The following is an 18,953-nucleotide window of genomic DNA, read 5'->3' as shown; positions in this document are numbered from 1 at the left end:
ATTTCTTTTAGTTGTTTTTGATGCCCGGTCGTTTTTATACTAAAGAGCGGTATAAAATGTTTGAAAAACAATTCCATATTTCTATGCTAATTGCGCTGCAAATGCGTGCCGAAATTACCCCACAACAACAGCAGGAGCTGGATGATTGGATAAGTGCCAATGAGCACAATCGTGAATGGTATAAAATGGTAACCCATAAGGAGCAACTTCCTCTATTGCTGGCAAATTACTACGACGCTCATGAAGAGCTGGTTTGGGCTAAAACTGCAAATAAGATCAATGCTGCAAAAGGAAAAACAGTTATACCTGCCGCCAAAGCCAATTACCGTTTGTGGTACCAAATTACAGCAGCGGCTATATTATTAATTATCGGTGCTATAGCTTTTCTAACCTGGAATTATACCGGGCATCGAACACCAAATTCTGTTGGGGGGCTTACCGCAGAAAACGATATCGCCCCAGGTAAAAATTCAGCCACTTTAACACTCGCTAGCGGGCGCAAAATCAAATTGTCTGATGCCATCAACGGCGAGCTAGCCAAAGAAGCAGGTGTAAGCATCAACAAAACTAAGAACGGGCAAATTGTATATACTGTTACAGCACAAGGTAAAACTCAAAGTAAGCCCTCTGCAGATGATATTTCCTATAATTTAATATCCACGGCAAAAGGAGAAATGTACCAGGTTATATTGCCAGACCAATCCGTTGTTTGGTTAAATGCAGCGTCAAGCTTAAAATACCCAGCTTCATTTGCTAACTTAAAAGAGCGTAAAGTTATTTTGGACGGAGAAGCTTATTTTCAGGTAACTCACAATGCAAAGCAACCCTTCAGGGTTCAGACTGCCGCTCAGCTGATTGAAGACATTGGAACTGCATTTAATGTGAACTCCTATAGCGATGAGCCCGGTATCAAAACAACTTTGGTAGAAGGCAGCGTAAGAATTAATAACAATACACTACTCAAGCCCGGAGAACAGGCGATGAACAGCGGTAACAGCATAAAGGTTTTGCAGGTAGATACAGAAACAGCCACAGGCTGGAAAGATGGCGATTTTGTTTTTAAAGAAACGGATTTTAAAACCGCTATGCGCAAAATAGCCAGATGGTATAACGTAGAAGTTATTTATCATCCCGGAATTGGAAATGACATTGAGCTGGGGGGATGGATTTCCAGAAAAAACAACTTATCCGCCGTATTGAAATGGATCGAATCCACCAATAACATTCACTTTAAAGTTGAAGGAAGGAGGATTACTGTGGTCAGATAATTATATGTAAACAGCACAGTAATGTCAACTGATAAGAAACCAGATCCCGGGGGCAACCGGAACCTGGAAATCGTTTGGCATTGGTTAATAATAAACTCATCAACTCACCTTCAGATGCCCTGCGCTTGAGAACAAAAGGCATTCTGTTTAAACCAAACTTAACAAATGTATAAAAATTATACTAGGAAAATCTGGCTAATTATGCGTTTAACCACCGTTATATTTATAGCAACCTTGATGCAGGTCAGTGCCGCTGGCTTTGCACAACGTATCACTTTAAAGGAGCGCAAAAGCCAGCTGGAAAATGTGTTGCAAAAAATACATATTCAAAGCGGATATGACTTTGTGTTTGACCGTAAGGTGATTACTAAAGTGCAGCCTATTGATGTTACACTAAAAAATGCAAGTCTTGAAGATGCTCTTAATCAGCTACTCAGTGGTCTACCTTTAACTTATCTCATAGATGGCAAAACCATTTTAATTAAGCCTAAAAAGAAAAGTTTACTTGATAATCTTAGCCGCTATTTTGCCTCTATTACTATAACAGGGAGGTTGCTGGATGAAAAGGGGCTACCCTTACCCGGTGCTTCCATAAAAGTAAAAGGAACCAATATTTATAGTATTACCGATAAAAACGGGGCTTTTACATTAGCCAACGTAGATGAAAATGCGGTAATCCTCATTTCTTTTATTGGCTATGATCCAATTGAGCTTAAAGCAAAGGCAAACATGGGGGCAATAAGCTTAAAATTAATTGATTCAAAATTAGATGAGGTACAGGTAATTGGGTATGGTACCACAACCAAAAGGTTCAGCACCGGCTCCGTTACCACGATAAAATCAGAGGATATCAAAAATCAAACCGTTATCAGTCCAATACAGGCGTTACAAGGTATGGTTCCTGGTTTATTTATTCAACAGGGAAATGGTATGCCGGGTGCATCATCCAAAGTATCACTGCGAGGTACCAATTCCCTCAGTTCTGGGACAGTTCCCTTATATATTATTGATGGTGTGCCATTTGATGGAAATTCAGTAGAGCGTTCTGGTAATACCTTTGCCGAACAAGCAAATGGAAGTTCAGACCCACTTAATGCCATTAACCCCCAGGATATAGCAAGTATCGACGTGCTTAAAGATGCAGATGCGACGGCAATATATGGCGCCCGTGGTGCTAACGGGGTCATTATCATCACCACAAAATATGCTAGTTCAGGAGCCACTACCATCAGTGGTACGGTATATTCAGGAATTTCGAAGATCCGTAAATTTGTTCCTGTGCTCAGTACAGCCGAATTTCTGGACATTCGCAGAGCAGCTTTTATGAACGATAACATTGCCCCTACGGAGTTTAATGCACCAGACTTGAAGCTTTGGAGCCAAACTGAAGATACCAACTATCAAAAATATATTATGGGTAATAATGCCCCTCAAACAGATGCCAACCTATCTGTTTCTGGTGGCAACAGCGCTACAGGACTTTACCTTAGTGGATCTTACCGAAAGGAAGGCACCGTTTATCCGGCCGATTATGGTTACAAGCGTGGCTCTATGCATGCTAAAGCCTATCATACCGCCGTAAATGGGAAATTCAGAGCAGAATTTTCAACAATTTATTCGAGCGAAACCAACAAGATGCCCTCTACAGACATTGCGAATATTACCACTACCTATCCAAACAATTATCCACTTTATAATCCGGACGGCACTCTGTATTTTCACCCTGACTTTCCGACAAATCCACTTGCATTAGTGCGGAGTTATGGCAAAACCAACGCCAAGACTTTGATGATGAATGCCGGACTACAGTATAACTTACTGTCTAATCTAAAGTTGAAAGTTAATGCGGGGCAAAACTCCGTGTCTCAGGAAGGTATCACTATTGTTCCAAGTACTGCTGGTAATCCCACACTAGGGACTAATCAGAGCGGGGGGGGGAATTATACCAATAATACCAATACCACCTATCTGGTAGAGCCATTGGCTGATTATAATGTGAACATAGCAAAGGGCAAGTTGAATGCCACATTGGGTGGAACCTATCAATTTAGGGAATATAAACAACCTTATTTTATCGCTGCAGGGCTGTTTTCTTCTGATGCCTTGCTAGAAAATTATACTTCTGCGGGGATGATCTTTTTCCAAACCAATTCAAGTTCTCAATATCGTTTTGCCTCGGTTTTTGGAAGAGCAGTATACAATTGGGATAGTAAGTACATACTGAGCGGAACATTCCGGAGAGATGGATCGTCAAGATTTGGTCCGGGCAAGCAGTATGGCAATTTCGGTTCTGTCGGTGCTGCCTGGTTATTTACAGAAGAATCTTTTTTGAAAGAATCAGGTTTGCTGAGCTTTGGAAAGTTAAGAGGAAGTTATGGAACCGTTGGTAACGATCAGATCCAGGATTACCTGTACTTGGAAACGTATACTACTTTAGGGACGCCATATGGCAATAGTCCGGGTATAGAGCTCACAGGCGTAGCAAATAAAGATTACAGTTGGGAAACGACCAGGAAAATGGAGATGGCATTGGAACTTGGTTTTTTTAAAGACAGACTGATGCTGAACGCAACTTGGTTTAGGAACCGTTCTGGCAATTTGTTGACATACGCTCCATTAAGCGGACAAACCGGGTCTACCGGCTACACAGCCAATATGGATGCACTGGTACAAAATACGGGTTGGGAGTTTGATATCAAGCTCACACCAATTAATAAAGCATCTTTAAGCTGGAATGTAGGATTTAATATCAGTACTTCAACAAATAAACTGGTGTCTTACCCCGGATTAGCCGGTTCTTCTGATGGCAACAGGTATGCTATAGGACGTTCCCTTAACCTATTGGCTATGTACCAGTTCAGCGGTTTTCAGGATGGAATTGCTCAGGTACAAGACCTGGATGGGGACGGACAAATTAGTCAGGGCCTCAGAATAAACGGTTTGGGAGATCAAATCATTGCAGGCACCACAGATCCTAAGTTTTTTGGAGGCCTAACTAATAACCTGAAGATTGGTAATTTTCAGCTCGATTTATTCGTGAACTTTGTAAAAAAGGATGGCCTGGCGCCGACCAGCTTTCCCGGATTACTTAAAAATCAATTGTCGGGTGTGCTTGACCGCCGGTTTACGCCCAGCACCAGTGTTTCTTCCCCGTCTTACGCCTCTTACAAGAATTACTATGTAAACTCTGACGCCATAGTCGTAGATGCCTCTTTTATCAGGCTCAAAAACGTTACGCTTTCGTACAATTTACCAGAAAAATGGACTTCTGCTGTAAAAATCAGGAATTGCAGAATATTTGCATCAGGGCAAAACCTGCTTACCATTACCAACTACAAAGGATATGACCCGGAGACCGCACAATTTAACCCATTAGGTTACCCGATGCCATTACCAGCACCGGTTTTTCCTCCGCTATTAACCATCACCGGAGGTATACAGTTTTCACTCTAAAGGATCTATTATCATGAAAAAAAGTATATATACACTGATTATCACGTTATTCGTATTTGCCTGGAATACTTCCTGCAAAAAGTTAATTACCGTACCATTACCCAACAATAAGTTGGTTTCTTCTACAGTTTTCATAGATTCGGCAACTGCACAATCTGCCATAAATGGCCTTTACAGTAAACTTTATAATGGTTTTATGGGTGGCACTAGCTATTATAGTTATAACATCACATTGCATCCTGCAAGATTGGCTGATGAGTTATATTCGATTTCCAGCAGCGCAGACTATTTTTATAACAATAGTCTGCTTTCCTCTAACAATGAAATAGAAAGCATGTGGAATGACTCTTATTCCATGATTTTTAATGCCAATAGCATTATAGAAGGTGCGCAGAATTCTACCACCATTTCTGCAGGACTTAAAAAACAACTAACCGGTGAAGCTAAATTTATACGTGGGGTCATGTATTTTTATCTTGTTAATTATTTCGGTGACGTGCCACTGGTAACGGTTACAGATCTAAATACGAACAGAAAGATGCCTAGAACACCAATGTCTGATATTTATACCCAGATGGTAGCAGATCTTTCCGAAGCAGAGCGTACACTTGCCGCAGATTACTCCTGGTCGCAAGGAAACCGCACCAGGGCCAATAAATGGGCGGCGAGTGCGATGTTGTCGAGAGTATACCTATACATGGGAAAATATCCTGAAGCAGAGAGGGAGGCAACAAACGTGATCAGCCAGAGCGGTTTATATCGCGTTGTCACCGATGATATCTCCAAAGCCTTTCTAAAAGATAGTCCGGAAACAATCCTGTCATTTTATACCAATGCCAATGGATATCCTTACGAAACATCGTATACTCAACTCCGGGAAAATATACTCCCAAATTTTGCACTGACAGATGCACTAATGCATTCTTTTGAAACGGGCGACATTAGACCTTTGAAATGGATTAGCAGCATTAATTACAGTGGTACCAGATATAGTTATCCATCAAAATACAAAAGTACCGGTAATGACGAGGAGTACCAGGTCTTCTTACGCTTATCAGAATTGATGTTAATCCGATCTGAAGCCAGGGCATATCAGAATAATTTTAGTGGGGCAAAACTGGATCTTGATGTAATCCGCAACAAGGCAGGGTTGGATGGAACAACGGCTACTGATTTAGCGTCTTTTAAAATTTCATTGGAACATGAGCGGCAGACAGAGCTCTTCCTGGAGTGGGGAGACAGGTGGTTAAATCTAAAAAGAACGGCGCGTGCCGATGCGGTATTGAAACCTATAAAGGGACCGGCCTGGCAATCTACAGATGTACTTTACCCAATTCCGCTGTCATCAATCAATACCAATACAACTTTAAAACAAAATTTAGGATATAACTAACATTTACATAGGGGCAGGCTAGTACGCTTGTCCTTTTTAAAACCTTATTATGAAATATATACATCTATGCAACCTACGGGGAGAGGCACTGATTTCCAAGCTGGCGGAAGCTATGGGATCAACGGATCCAACTTCCATCAACCATGGTTCCAAGTAAAGCTGAAGAATCAGCCGTATAAATTATCACAGGCAGCAAATCACTTATTGCTGCCTGTTTTAATAAAGGCCTTTTTAAATCATAAACCGCGGCATCTAAGGCCCTGCCAATTTCAAAATAATCTTTATTACCGCTATTACCCATGGCAAGTCTACCATTAAGAATAGTGTTTTTTACCAGGGTACTCGCACCATTGTCAAAAGTATTTCGCTGATGCGTCAGCATCCGTTGTGTATAATCAAGCCAACGCAAATCCTCCAGTGGATTCAATGAAATGTGGCTATCCGTACCCAAGCACCATTTTCCACCATAACTTGCATAATCTTTCAAATTAAAGATCCCGTCTCCTAAATTGCCTTCGGTTCCAGTACACAAAACTGCATTTGCACCGCTCAAAGCCAGTTTTTTTGTTTCTTCGCTGCTCATATGGGTACAGTGCACCAAATTGAAACGATGATCCAAGGGCAAATGGTCCAGCAACCATTCTACAGGGCGTTGTCCCAGGTATGCCGTACAATCTGCTATTTCTTTCAGTTGCTCTGCCGCATGTAAATGGAAAGGCAGATCTTTAGGCCCTTGCTCAAAAGTGCGGATGATATCGGCTGCATCTACCGCCCTTAAAGAATGTACACCAAAACCCAGACTTGCGTTATGGTAATGTCCAACCGCTTTTTTGCTGCTCTCCAAGAGCTCAAAGTAGTCTTCCATCGTAGAAGAGATGAACCTCTTTTGCCTTTCCTGAGGAGCCTCTCCAAAAGATCCTTTTTGGTAGAACACCGGAACCAGGGTTATTTTTATCCCTGAAGTTGCAGCTGCGGCAACTAAGCGTTCCCCAATTTCAGCTTTATTGTCATAAGGATTTCCGTTTTTATCATGGTGCAGGTAATGAAACTCCGCTACCTGCGTATATCCATGTCTAAGCATTTCTTGGTAAAGCGTGGTGGCCAGCACTTGCAACTGATCCGGATCCTGAGCTAATGCGCATTGGTACATAGCTTCACGCCAGCTCCAAAAATCATCTTTTGTTCCTGATGTATGTCTTTCAGCCATACCGGCCATACCATATTGAAAGGCATGAGAATGACTGTTTTGAAAGCCTGGTACGGCAGCACCATGTACAATTTCAATATCTTCGCAGATAGGTTTTTCTGAAGAAAGATAAGTGATGATACCTTTGTCGTCCACTCCAACGTAGGCAGGTTCCATCCAGCCGTTTTTAAGCAGCAATGCAGAGAATTTATAGTGTTTCATGGCGGTTATAGGGTTTGTAGTATGGTGTTCATGGCGGTCAAACATTGTTTTAGTACACTTTGCATGTGTAGCGCTCGCGCCTCATCATATCGTGTTTCACTGTTGTCCATATAAAGATCTTTACTCATTTCCAATTGCAAGGCATGCTGGTTAAGTGCTGGTTGTCCAAAATTCCTGGTAATGTAGCCGCCTTTAAAAGGATGGTTGTGATTGATTTTAAAATTGCCCGAAAGTTGTGTTAAAGCGGTGTCAATTAAGGATGCCGAAGCTGAAGTCCCGTCTGCAGTCCCCAAAATTAAATCAGTGAAGGCCTCTTTCTGTATCGAGGGTACCAACCTCCGTATCGAGTGACAGTCCCAAAGCATTACAGTCCCAAACTCTGCTTTTAGCTCATCCAGTAGTTCCTTTACTTTTTGTTGGTAAGGGTCAAAATAAAGCGACTTCCTCCGTTCCACTTCATCGGCATTTACTAAAGTTCTTTCATCGTTGTAAATAGGTTCTCCTAAAAAGTTGCTGCTGGTACATAAACCCGTAATCACACGGCCATCACTGTACAATGGTGTACTATCCGGATTGCGGTTCAGGTCAATTACCCACCTGCTGTAATTTGCAGCTATAGTAGTAATACCCATTTGTGTGGCAAAATCATACAACGCATCTACAAACCAATCCGTATCATCCGGTGGCAGCATTTCCGGTTTGTATTCCCGTAACAGTTCGTCCGGAAAAGCAGTTCCACAATGCGGGATACTCAGTAAAATAGGGATTCGGTTGGCAACAGGGTGGGTGATTTTATAACTGTTCATCTTAGAAAATTTAAAACAGGCCGTTTAACAATTCGTCATCTACCATTTCTGGTAAAGTTACACGCAGGGAAGGGGTTCTTTCCATCTCCCTTCTTATCGCAAAGTTTGCCTCTTTGTTGCGTGCCCAGCTGCGCCTCGCTATGCCATTATTAACATCGTAAAACAACATGTTTTGGAGCTTTTGCCCGGCTTCCATACTGCCGTCCAGTACCATCCCAAAACCACCATTAATTACTTCGCCCCAGCCTACGCCGCCACCATTGTGGATAGATACCCAGGTAGCACCTCTAAAACTATCGCCTATTACATTTTGTATGGCCATATCCGCAGTAAAACTGCTGCCATCATAGATGTTGCTGGTTTCCCTAAAGGGAGAGTCGGTTCCGCTTACATCATGGTGATCACGACCCAGTACCACAGGTGCAGACAAAAGGCCTGATGCGACAGCTTCATTAAACTTTGCGGCAATTTTTGCCCTTCCTTCTGCATCGGCATACAAAATCCTGGCTTGTGAGCCTACCACCAGTTTATTCTGTGCCGCTTCTTTAATCCATGTGATGTTATCCTGCAATTGCTGTTGAATTTCTGCTGGTGCCTCCAATTTAATTTCTTCCATCACCTCCAGTGCCAGCTGATCGGTCAATTTCAAATCTTCTGGTTTTCCAGAAGTGCATACCCATCTAAAAGGCCCAAATCCATAATCAAAGCACATGGGTCCCAGAATGTCCTGCACATAAGAAGGGTACTTAAAGTCAATTCCATTATTGGCTAAGACATCGCCGCCCGCTCGGCTGCATTCCAGTAAAAATGCGTTTCCGTAGTCAAAAAAGTAGGTTCCTTTTGCTGTATGCCGGTTTATTGCTGCAGCATGTCTCCGTAAGGACCCCTGTACCTTAGTCTTGAAAAGAGAAGGGTTTTCTGCCATCATGGTATTGGATTCTTCAAAACTTAGTCCTGCCGGATAGTAACCGCCCGACCATGGATTGTGTAATGAAGTTTGGTCTGAACCTATTTCTACAGCAATATTTTCCTGATCAAACAACTCCCAGACCTCTACAATGTTGTCAATGTAAGCCAGGGAAACCGTTTCTTTTGCTGCCATGGCTTTTCGTACACGTGCTATTAAATCTTTAGGACTTTCAATTAACTCATCTACCCATCCCTGTGCTTTACGTTTAGCGGCCGCTGCAGGGTTTATCTCTGCACAAACTGTGATGCAACCCGTGATGTTACCCGCTTTAGGTTGTGCGCCGCTCATTCCGCCCAGCCCTGCGGTTAAAAATACCCTCCCAGCCGGACTTTCTCCATTTGTCAGCTTTTTCCTGAAAGCATTCATCAGCGTGATCGCAGTGCCATGCACAATTCCCTGCGGACCAATGTACATATAAGAACCCGCTGTCATTTGTCCATATTGAGTTACCCCAAGGGCATTGTACTTCTCCAGATCATCCGGTTTAGAATAATTGGGGATCATCATCCCATTGCTTACTACTACGCGGGGCGCAGCAGCAGAAGAAGGAAATAGACCTTGCGGGTGCCCGCTATATATATTGAGCGTTTGCTCATCAGTCATTGTAGCAAGGTATTGCATGGTGAGCAGGTATTGTGCCCAGTTTTGAAATACACTGCCATTTCCACCATAGGTAATCAATTCATCAGGGTGTTGCGCTACTGCCGGGTCCAGGTTGTTCTGGATCATCAACATCATACAACCGGCATGCAGACTTTTAAATGGATATTCCGTTAATGGTCTGGCAAAAATCTCGTAAGCTGGTTTAAAGCGGTACATGTAAATGCGGCCATAAGTTTTCAGTTCTTCCAAAAACTCGGGTGCTAATTCCTTATGCCATTCCTCCGGAAAGTACCTTAATGCATTGCGCAAACTCAGTTTCTTTTCTTCAGTGCTCAAAATATCTTTACGTACCGGTGCATGGTTAACCGCCGTATTGTATTCTTTTTTTGCAGGCAATATAGCCGGAATTCCCTGTAAAATCTCTTCTTTAAAATTCATGTCAGTAGCGTTTAAATGGCATTATACATACAGGTTCCGTTTTTCCATACTTGTGCAGGTTTTAGTTTCCCCTGCTGGTAAAGGATTTCTCTATAATCAGCAACAGCAAACAAGTTGAAATCTGCTAAAAAAGAAGGTGTGAGTTGTCCCCTGTCGTGCAGGTTTAGTGCATGTGCTGCCCGGTAAGTAATGCCCGCCAAAACTTCTGCATTGCTCAGTTTCTCAAAGGTCCCGAGTATAGCAGCTTGGGTCAACAAATCACCCATAGGTGCAGAACCAGGGTTCCAATCGCTTGCAATGGCCAAACTCATTCCCGCATCCAGCATTTTACGGGCGGGGGTAAAGGCACATCCCAATCCTATAGATGCCCCCGGTAATGCAACAGCAATTACATTACTTGAAGCCAGTAATTCGATTTCTTTATCCCCACTGGCTTCTAAATGATCGGCACTTATGGCATTAAATGCTACTGCGACAGTACTTCCTTCGGCACTAAACTGATCAGCGTGCACGGTAATTGTAAAGCCGTATTGCTGTGCTTTGATAAAGTAAGGACCAATCATCTCTGCCGAAAAGGCCCCTTGTTCTATAAAAGCGTCTATTCTTGTACATAATTGTTCCTGTTGCAAAACTGGGAAAAGTTGCTCCGCTATTACTTCTAAGTAATCACTATGTGTACCTTCAAAATCTTTAGGCAGGGTGTGTGCAGCCAGGCAGGTTGCAACCAAATCGGCCCCGCTTTGCGCATCGGCCAGTCTAATCGCCCTTAACATTTTCAATTCTTCCTCCACATTAAGGCCATACCCACTTTTAACCTCAATGGTGGTTACGCCTTCCTGCAAATGTCGCTGAGCACGAGTCGTGGTTAGTGCTACCAACTCTTCTACACTTGCCTTCCGGGTGTGCTGTACCGTGTCCCAGATTCCTCCACCAGCCAAAGAAATGTCCAAATAGCTTTTTCCTGCGTTTCTCAATGCATAATCGTTAGCACGAGAACCGGCAAAACAGATGTGTGTATGTGCATCTACAAAACCAGGCAAGCAAACGTAATCCCCTTCCAGTCTTACAAATGTTGCTTTTAAAGCTGTAGCTTCTGCTACTAAATCCGTATAACTTCCGGTTTTATAAATCAGTTCTCCCCAAAGCAAGATTCCTGCATCCGGTAAAGGCTGTAACAGTTCATCTTTTAGTGCTCCGCGTTCTGGTAAATCAGAAAGGGTAAGCAATTGCGAAATTGGCCCAATCAGGCAATACTGCTCTTCCATGTTAAAATTCTTCAAAGTAAGTACTAAACTCTGTGCTGTAAGTTAGCTTTTCTGCAACAGCTGTTGCTTTAGCTATTTGCAACAATTCGCCACTTTTTACCATGTCGATGGTCGTTTGCATCAGGTCGTACATAATTTGATCCTGCTCCAGGTGCTGTACTTTTGCACGTACTGCCTCATGGATAGCATTGATGATCTTGCCCGACTTTAAAGGTGCATGATAATCCATTGCCTGCGCGGCACAAAAAAGTTCTATGCCCAAGATCTTCTCTACGTTTTCTATCACTTGAAGGGCCTTGCGACCGCTAATAGAACCCATGCTTACGTGATCTTCCTGACCTAACGAGGTTGGAATGCTATCGGCACTCGCTGGGAAACACAATCCTTTATTTTCACTTGCCAATGCTGCGGAAGTGTATTGAAGGATCATAAAGCCAGAGTTCAAACCGGTTTCTTTCATTAATAATTTGGGAACGCCAGGAGTACTGCCTTCCAACGAAAGGTAGATTCTTCTGTCAGATATGTTGCCAATCTCCGAAGCAGCAAGGCAGGCATAATCCAAAGGCATGGCCATCGGCTGTCCATGAAAATTACCGCCACTAATGGTTAGGTCTTCGCTAAAAATTACAGGGTTGTCTGTTACCGCATTTATCTCAATTTCCAGCATTTCTTTTAAGTGAAGCCAGGCATTACGCGATGCACCATGAACTTGTGGAATGCAACGCAGAGAGTATGGATCCTGTACCCTGGAGCAATTGGCATGCGAGGGTACAATTTCAGAACCATCCAGTAGATTTCTGATATGCGCCGCTACATGCAAATTACCTTTATAGGGTCTTAGTAAGTGTAATTGTTCTTCAAAAGGTTTTGCAGAGCCCAGCAAACCCTCTAGCATCATGGCAGCGGTAATGTCTGCTGTAGTCAATACATTATGTAGCTTCTCCACCGCTTTTATCGCATGAGCAGCAATAAACTGGGTTCCGTTAATTAAGGCCAAACCTTCTTTTGCACCTAAAGCAACTGGTGCCATTGCATGGTCTTTTAAAAGTTCTTCCGTGGAAACAATGTTTCCTTTGTAATGGACCTTTCCCAAGCCAATCAATGGCAGGAAAAGGTGAGATAAAGGTGCCAGATCGCCAGATGCACCAACAGAACCTTGTTTGGGTACCACAGGGATGGCATCATTTTCCAGATGCCAAATCATACGGTCGAGTGTAGCCTCCTGGATACCAGAATAACCCTGCGCCAATGCCTGGAGTTTTAGAACCAGCATCAGCTTTGATATTTCTATTGCGATAGGTTCTCCAATTCCTACTGCATGGCTTTTGAGTATGTTTTCCTGAAGTTTTTTAGTGTCTTCAGCAGAAATCATCGAGGTGCATAACGGTCCAAAGCCAGTATTGATCCCGTACACCGCTTTATCAGCACGGGCTATTTTTTCAACAATAGCACTGCTTTGCCTTATTTTGTCTCTTGTGGCTTCGCTTAAAATTCCATTTAGTAATCCTTTACCTATAGCTAGGGCCTTACTTACTGTAAGCACCTCCGTACCGTATTCAAAAATCTGTTTCACAATATATTTATATGATTCAGACAAATATAATTGATGTCGTCTATGCCTATAAATACCAATTACATCATTGGTTGATAACTGAGGGTTATCGTTAATGCTGTCTTCTTATAAGTTATTTAGAAACTTTTGAATCATAATTACAGGAACAACCAATGTTGATGTTCTGCTAAATCTCGCAATGTTTATCCCATAAAACTTTCCATCGGCATCAAATACAGGACTGCCACATTCATTAGGTTTTATAATTGCATCATGAGCAAATACCCGCTCAAAGCCATCAAGCCTAAAGCTTTTGCCACCATCAAACAAATCTGCCGGATGAACAACAGGTCTGGCAGGCATTTTTGTTAAACCCACTTTTAAATTATAATTGTTTCCAGCCCTTACACCTTGTATCGTGATTGTATCGCCCGGCGCATATTTCATCAATTCCGCGCCATAGTGCTCTGGTTTGCTAATGGGTACACCATTAATGCCAGTAATTTGATCTTTCAGTTCTAATGTAGCAAGTTCTGCCGGACTGCCGGGATTAATCCTTGTGAGGATGATTTGTTGATTAATGAAATTAGCAGATGCACCAAAATATCCTGAGCTGAATTTTATGGGCTGATTTATATATCCGCTGCTCAACACACTTAGTCTGTTATCCGAAGCAGCAGTCATAGGAGAAATTAAAAATCTTCCAATGTCCCGGAAGGCTAAGCTAACTGTATCCGATGGATTAAGTTTTACACCTTTCTTTAGTTTTATCGCAATTTTCAACAATACCAAATCATTTTCCTTATCTCTGGCAACCACTGTAGCTTCAGCAACTTCAGAACCAGGCAATATAATTTTGACTTCACTTCCAACCATAGAGCTTTTACTCAATATCAAGGTTCCGTCTTTAACAGAGGGTTTGAATACTTTTCCATCTGGTAAAAGTACAGTGCCATTAATTTGTTGATCCTGCCCTTTTATTTTGCTTTTAATGAGCACAGTGGAGGCCTCAAATTTACCTTGTACACCTAGTTGCGTAGCCGTTAGGTTTTCCAATTCTTTAACTGCTATAATGCCCGCCTCCTTTGGATCAGTCTTAACCGCATCTTCTTGAGTAGGGTAGGCTTTGTAGTCTTCGGCAATTGTAAGTGAAGACCAGTATTTCCTATACGTATCCACCGGAATCTCAAAATTAACATCTTCTGCTCTTTCAATTCTGCTGTGCAAAGCAACCACACGACCCATATAGTCAAATAATGGCCCTCCCGAATCTCCCGGTTCCATTTTACGGGTAGATTCTACAAAGCCCCATACCGTAAGCGGATTTGAAATTTGGCCAACACGTACAGTTGGTAAAGACTGGTTAAGTGTAGTAGGGTAAGCAATGCTAATGCAGGGTTCATTTACCTTTAGGCTATATGACCAGCCCATTTCTGCAAAGGCCCATATTCCTTTCTCAATAATCCTGATTACAGCAGCATCCGGCCTGCCGGTTTTAGGTTCAAAACCCATTCTTCCCAGACCTTCAGCCGTATATTCTTTACCATCAGTAAAAATTACTTTATACTTTTTTCCGGGAACAATGGCATGGGCAGCAGTCAAAATATGTCCTGCTGCATCTATTATCACACCGCTAAATTGGGCACTGTTTTGTTTGCCGGTCAGCGTATCTATACCCCATATTCTTACTGACGCTGCATAGGCTTTTTTGATGCCATTTTGAATGGTTTGTTCCAGGTTTTTTCTGTTAAAATCCTGGGCAGAGCTGATTTCTGTAAATAAAAGTGATAAAGAAATGAAAAGAAGTTTTTTAACCATGTGTTTCATGTGCTTATAAATGCAGAGGTCCCTCTAGTGAAGGACCTCTTAATATTAACTTTAATCGGGTTCAATTTAATCTTTAAATATTTCTCCCAGCTGTGTTTTTAGTTTCTGACTAAATCCGGTGTATTTTTCTACAATCTTGCCATCCCTGTCTACAAGGTATAGTGTAGGAATACCAATGATCATAAAATCTGCCAATGTTTTGTTTTTATCAGGACTCAAAACCTGAGTCCATGGCATGGCTTCTTCAGTCATTGCTCTTCTCCATGCTGCATTATCTGTATCTACAGACACACTCAGCACTTCAAATCCTTTTTCTTTATATTGACTGTATAAAGTTTTGATTTCTGGAATTGCTTTTCTGCAGGGACCGCACCAGCTTGCCCAAAAATCTATCAGGACATACTTTCCTTTAAAAGACTTGATGTCTACGGGTTTTCCATTTGGATCGTTATAAACAATCCCTGGAATTGGACTACCCATCTTTAACGAATTGCGAATAGCACGCTTTTCAAGATATTCCTGTTTTAGTTGTTTCGCCTCTGCCATTTGTGGATAGCGGGTGATCAATTTATCAACAGTCGTTTCAAAAAAAGCATTGTCTTTGTCAGTCGACAGCATCCCTAACAAGTAAACAGAAGCCGGATTGTCTTCGTTAGCCGTGATCATTTGCTTTAACCTGAGTGTTTCATTAGCACTTTTACTTTTTATCAAACCGTCTGCACGTAGGTATTTGAGCCAAGTAGAATCTTTCGATGCATGGCGCATCGCTGCGTAACTCTCGTCTGTTAACAAAGACATTTCTTGTTCCGCAAGATAGTTGTTGTAAATAGCTGCGTTGATTAATTGCGTAGCCTTAGATTTACTCTCCACAGATACAAATCCAGAGTTTTTTGACTTTACCCTAGCTGTATCGTACCCTCTAGCAGTAATGTTTACATCCTGATCTGACCAAAAAGAAGCAGATTGCCATTTCAAAAGATCTAGTTGGTATAGCGCTGCAGTGCCGGATTTAATCCTTAAGGTAAAACTTCCGTCTGCATTTACAGGTACAGAGTCTACTATTTTTTTTCCTTTCCCAATTCCTTTATACAGCCATACCATGTTGTATTTTTTGAACATGTCAGGATTAAGTACAGCTACCTTGCCTTTTATCAAAAGTTCTTTTTTTACTGGTGCTTGCGCTTGTACAGTGTTATTGTTAAACAACAGCAGACCGAACGATACGGCTGCCATTGTTATTTTTCCTTTTAACCTCATGCTTAGTTAAAAATTGTTTTCAATTTATCATCCAATGCTTTGCCACCGGCACCTAGCCACCTAGCTACAATTTTACCATCTTTATCTAATAAAATTTGCGTTGGATAGCCCTCAATATCGTACAACCTAACCACGTCCTGTTTCATCTCCTTTTCGTTGTTGATTACATTTGTCCAGGTCAGCCCGTCTTTTTCAACTGCTTCTTTCCACATTTTTTCTGCTTGTTCCTGTCCGCTAACTTTCTCGCTAGAAATACCTAAAATTTCAAACCCTTTCGAAGAGTATGTTGAATATAGTTCTTTCAAGTGCGGGTTGGCAGCACGACAAGGCCCGCACCAACTTCCCCAGAAATCTAGCAATACATATTTTCCTTTAAATTGCGACAAGCTCACCGGTTTACCGTTTATATCTAACTTTGTAAAATCTGGTGCTGGTCCGCCAGCCTGAATAAGTTTTAATGATGCAATTTTTTCAACAATACCCTTCGCATAGCGAGTGCTCTTATAAGTTGAAGCTAAGCCTTTGTAAGCTGCATCCAACTCGTCGGATGTGTAATCTCTGGATGTCGTTGACAGATAGTACAAACTAGCAAATGCTTCTGGATTATCCTTAATGAATTTTTTCCTGGATGCCATCATCGCTTTTCTGTTCTCCAGCATTTTCGGGCCAATTTCCTTCATCGCGTCTGGAATTCCCATTACTCTTGCCTCCACCATTTGCTTTTGCAATGCAACCTGTTCCAAGATATACTTCTCTTCAGCCTTTCTAAACTGAGTGAAGCTTTCATTTAATGCATCGCCTGTTACGGAAGCCATATTTATGCCTAATGCAGTTCCTGTGATATTAAGTTTTGCTCCCTTAGTTAGAACTACCTCTAAAGGTAGAGAAGGCTGATACATTCCCGATTTACCACCACCTAAATACAAATTGCGATCAACGCTGGTATTGATAGAGGTTACAAAAGGCTCATCGCCCGCAGTGCCTGTCAACTCAAAAACATTCTCTTTAGCCTCAACGGTAATTGGGCCATCAATGCCGCGCAAAATGATTTTCTCATTTCCTTGTCCTTGGAGGCTGCCTTTGATGACATAGTTTTGTGCTTTGCTTACAGCAAAGCTGCCTAGTAATAATAGTGTTAGTGTGATTCTTTGTTTCATTTTTTTGGTTGTTTTTATAAACTCCATTTGTAAGTCATATCTTTAATTTTGCCAAATCCAGTATATACACGTTCTGTAGACTTGGTAATTGCACCATTGGTTTGATCAATGATATATGCGTAAACTTTGCCTGTTTTTGTGCCGGCATTCCAGGTACTTATGTAAACGACTGTATTTGGACGTGGCAATAATAGATTAGTCACTACCGGATTATAGTAGAATTTCTGAAGACGTACACAGGTAATTTCCTCATTTACTGGAGCCTCCCATTGAGATACAACTGGAGTATTTTGTTGGTATAGGTGCAGATAAATATTTTTATCTGTTCCCAGTAATGCATAATTTCCATTAAACGCAGAACAAAGCGTGCGTATAGGTGTCGTTATGGGTATGCCGCTTACGGCATATTTGCCGATTCCTGCCTGAGTAGTTGACGTATTAAAATTACTTACCAGTAAATACCGGTCAGTATTGTTCTTCATCACAGCATATTCGTAGCCAGCAGTAGGTCCGGTCCCTCTGCCCCAATCAAAGGCTTCTGGATCCAGGCCAACATTATTTACATCAAACGCGGTAGTTGATGCTTGAGCAAGAAATGACTGAACTGTAGTGCCATTGGTTGGAATATTCAAAAATCTCTTATTTGTTTTATCGTACACTACAGCTTCAAATCCCGCACCAAATGCGGTTGCCGACCATTCCGCTAAATCGCCGTAGGTTCCATTGTACGCAGCGCCAAAAAAATTGATTCTGCTGAGACTGGATGTGCTATGATTTACGCCGTGTATCCTATTATTGTAAATAATCACTTCTTTTCTATTTCCAACACTGTTATTAGCTGATATACTTTTAATTTCTCCATTAGGTACAAAGCTCCAAAACAGTTTCTCAATTGGATAAAACACTAGAAAAGAAGATTTTTCAACGGCCACTAAATCACGCGAAGACGCTATCACTACTTCAGCCGTTGATAATGTTGATGCAGAGTGCATCAAGCCACGTGGTTCGCCTAGTAATGCATAACCATTTGAATTTAAGAACATATCTGAGAAAGTACGAGTTTGAATTACATTTTTCTTTGTCCAGTCATCAACAATTAGTCCTACGTCGGTATTCCCATTTTTTTCATAAAGTAGCATCCAGCCGTCCGAAAGCTGTTCGTCAACTTGCAGGTTAAATTTCATATACTCTTCTACCTTAGTAACCAGATTTTTTACCGTTAAGATGACAATCCATCTTCCTGCTGGCTTTGCAATTGATTTACGTAATGTTAGATCATTCGATATAGTATCTCTGGTATATGCTCTCCCTCCGGAAGTAGCTTGGTAAATTGCCCAGGTGAAACCAAGTTTGTCGGAAACTTGGCTTGTTGAGGTTACTTCTTGTCCATTAAAAACTATTTTAGGATTAATTACCAATTCATCATAACGGTAAATTGAATAATCACCTCGAATATTTTTATTTGCAGTATCAATTAGTACCGTTTCCAAGGGTTTGTATTCATAATTTCCTTTATCCTTATAACATGATGTGCAATACATACAGATGCACAAAAG

General features: G+C 41.7%; 12 protein-coding genes. 3 read left to right on the top strand and 9 right to left on the bottom strand.

Annotation, left to right across the window (positions count from 1 at the left end; translation table 11 throughout):
* The first annotated feature begins 20 nt into the window (after nucleotides 1-20).
* The 3 genes from LPB86_RS19440 (at nucleotide 21) to LPB86_RS19430 (ending at nucleotide 6,114) form a co-directional block, all read left to right on the top strand.
* Entirely contained in the window at nucleotides 21-1,268 is a 1,248-nt protein-coding gene (locus LPB86_RS19440) for a FecR family protein (protein ID WP_230693083.1), read from the top strand.
* A gap of 201 nt (nucleotides 1,269-1,469) precedes the next feature.
* Entirely contained in the window at nucleotides 1,470-4,721 is a 3,252-nt protein-coding gene (locus tag LPB86_RS19435) for a SusC/RagA family TonB-linked outer membrane protein (protein WP_230693082.1), read from the top strand.
* Nucleotides 4,722-4,734: 13 nt separating this feature from the next.
* Complete coding sequence (locus LPB86_RS19430) at nucleotides 4,735-6,114, top strand: RagB/SusD family nutrient uptake outer membrane protein (RefSeq protein ID WP_230693081.1); 1,380 nt, start codon at nucleotides 4,735-4,737, stop codon at nucleotides 6,112-6,114.
* A gap of 118 nt (nucleotides 6,115-6,232) precedes the next feature.
* Here LPB86_RS19430 and hutF read toward each other — a convergent pair whose 3' ends face one another.
* The 9 genes from hutF to LPB86_RS19385 form a co-directional block, all read right to left on the bottom strand.
* Nucleotides 6,233-7,522, bottom strand: a complete 1,290-nt coding sequence (gene hutF / locus LPB86_RS19425) for a formimidoylglutamate deiminase (RefSeq protein ID WP_230693080.1) — start codon at nucleotides 7,520-7,522, stop codon at nucleotides 6,233-6,235.
* A gap of 5 nt (nucleotides 7,523-7,527) precedes the next feature.
* On the bottom strand, nucleotides 7,528-8,328 hold the full coding sequence (locus LPB86_RS19420) for an N-formylglutamate amidohydrolase (protein WP_230693079.1): 801 nt from the start codon (nucleotides 8,326-8,328) through the stop codon (nucleotides 7,528-7,530).
* Nucleotides 8,329-8,338: 10 nt separating this feature from the next.
* Complete coding sequence (locus tag LPB86_RS19415; protein ID WP_230693078.1) at nucleotides 8,339-10,339, bottom strand: urocanate hydratase; 2,001 nt, start codon at nucleotides 10,337-10,339, stop codon at nucleotides 8,339-8,341.
* An 11-nt stretch (nucleotides 10,340-10,350) separates the two neighbouring features.
* A complete protein-coding gene (gene hutI / locus LPB86_RS19410) occupies nucleotides 10,351-11,619 on the bottom strand; it encodes an imidazolonepropionase (RefSeq protein ID WP_230693077.1) in 1,269 nt (422 codons plus the stop codon).
* The gene (gene hutH / locus LPB86_RS19405) at nucleotides 11,606-13,177 is read right to left on the bottom strand and encodes a histidine ammonia-lyase (RefSeq protein ID WP_230693076.1); all 1,572 of its coding nucleotides are present in this window, start codon (nucleotides 13,175-13,177) and stop codon (nucleotides 11,606-11,608) included. Before hutH ends, hutI begins: the two co-directional genes overlap by 14 nt.
* 105 nt (nucleotides 13,178-13,282) lie before the next feature.
* Nucleotides 13,283-14,974, bottom strand: coding sequence for a trypsin-like peptidase domain-containing protein (locus LPB86_RS19400; protein ID WP_230693075.1), 1,692 nt, complete (start codon nucleotides 14,972-14,974; stop codon nucleotides 13,283-13,285).
* 75 nt (nucleotides 14,975-15,049) lie between these two features.
* A complete protein-coding gene (locus LPB86_RS19395; protein ID WP_230693074.1) occupies nucleotides 15,050-16,240 on the bottom strand; it encodes a TlpA disulfide reductase family protein in 1,191 nt (396 codons plus the stop codon).
* Between the two features lie 2 nt (nucleotides 16,241-16,242).
* Entirely contained in the window at nucleotides 16,243-17,397 is a 1,155-nt protein-coding gene (locus LPB86_RS19390; RefSeq protein WP_230693073.1) for a peroxiredoxin, read from the bottom strand.
* A 14-nt stretch (nucleotides 17,398-17,411) separates the two neighbouring features.
* Entirely contained in the window at nucleotides 17,412-18,938 is a 1,527-nt protein-coding gene (locus tag LPB86_RS19385) for a PKD-like family lipoprotein (RefSeq protein WP_255695628.1), read from the bottom strand.
* Between the last annotated feature and the right edge of the window lie 15 nt (nucleotides 18,939-18,953).

Origin of the sequence: Pedobacter sp. MC2016-14 (assembly GCF_020991475.1) — a bacterium.
Classification (GTDB): domain Bacteria; phylum Bacteroidota; class Bacteroidia; order Sphingobacteriales; family Sphingobacteriaceae; genus Pedobacter.
Note: the sequence above shows the minus strand (reverse complement) of the source record. Positions and strands in the feature narration are given on the sequence as shown.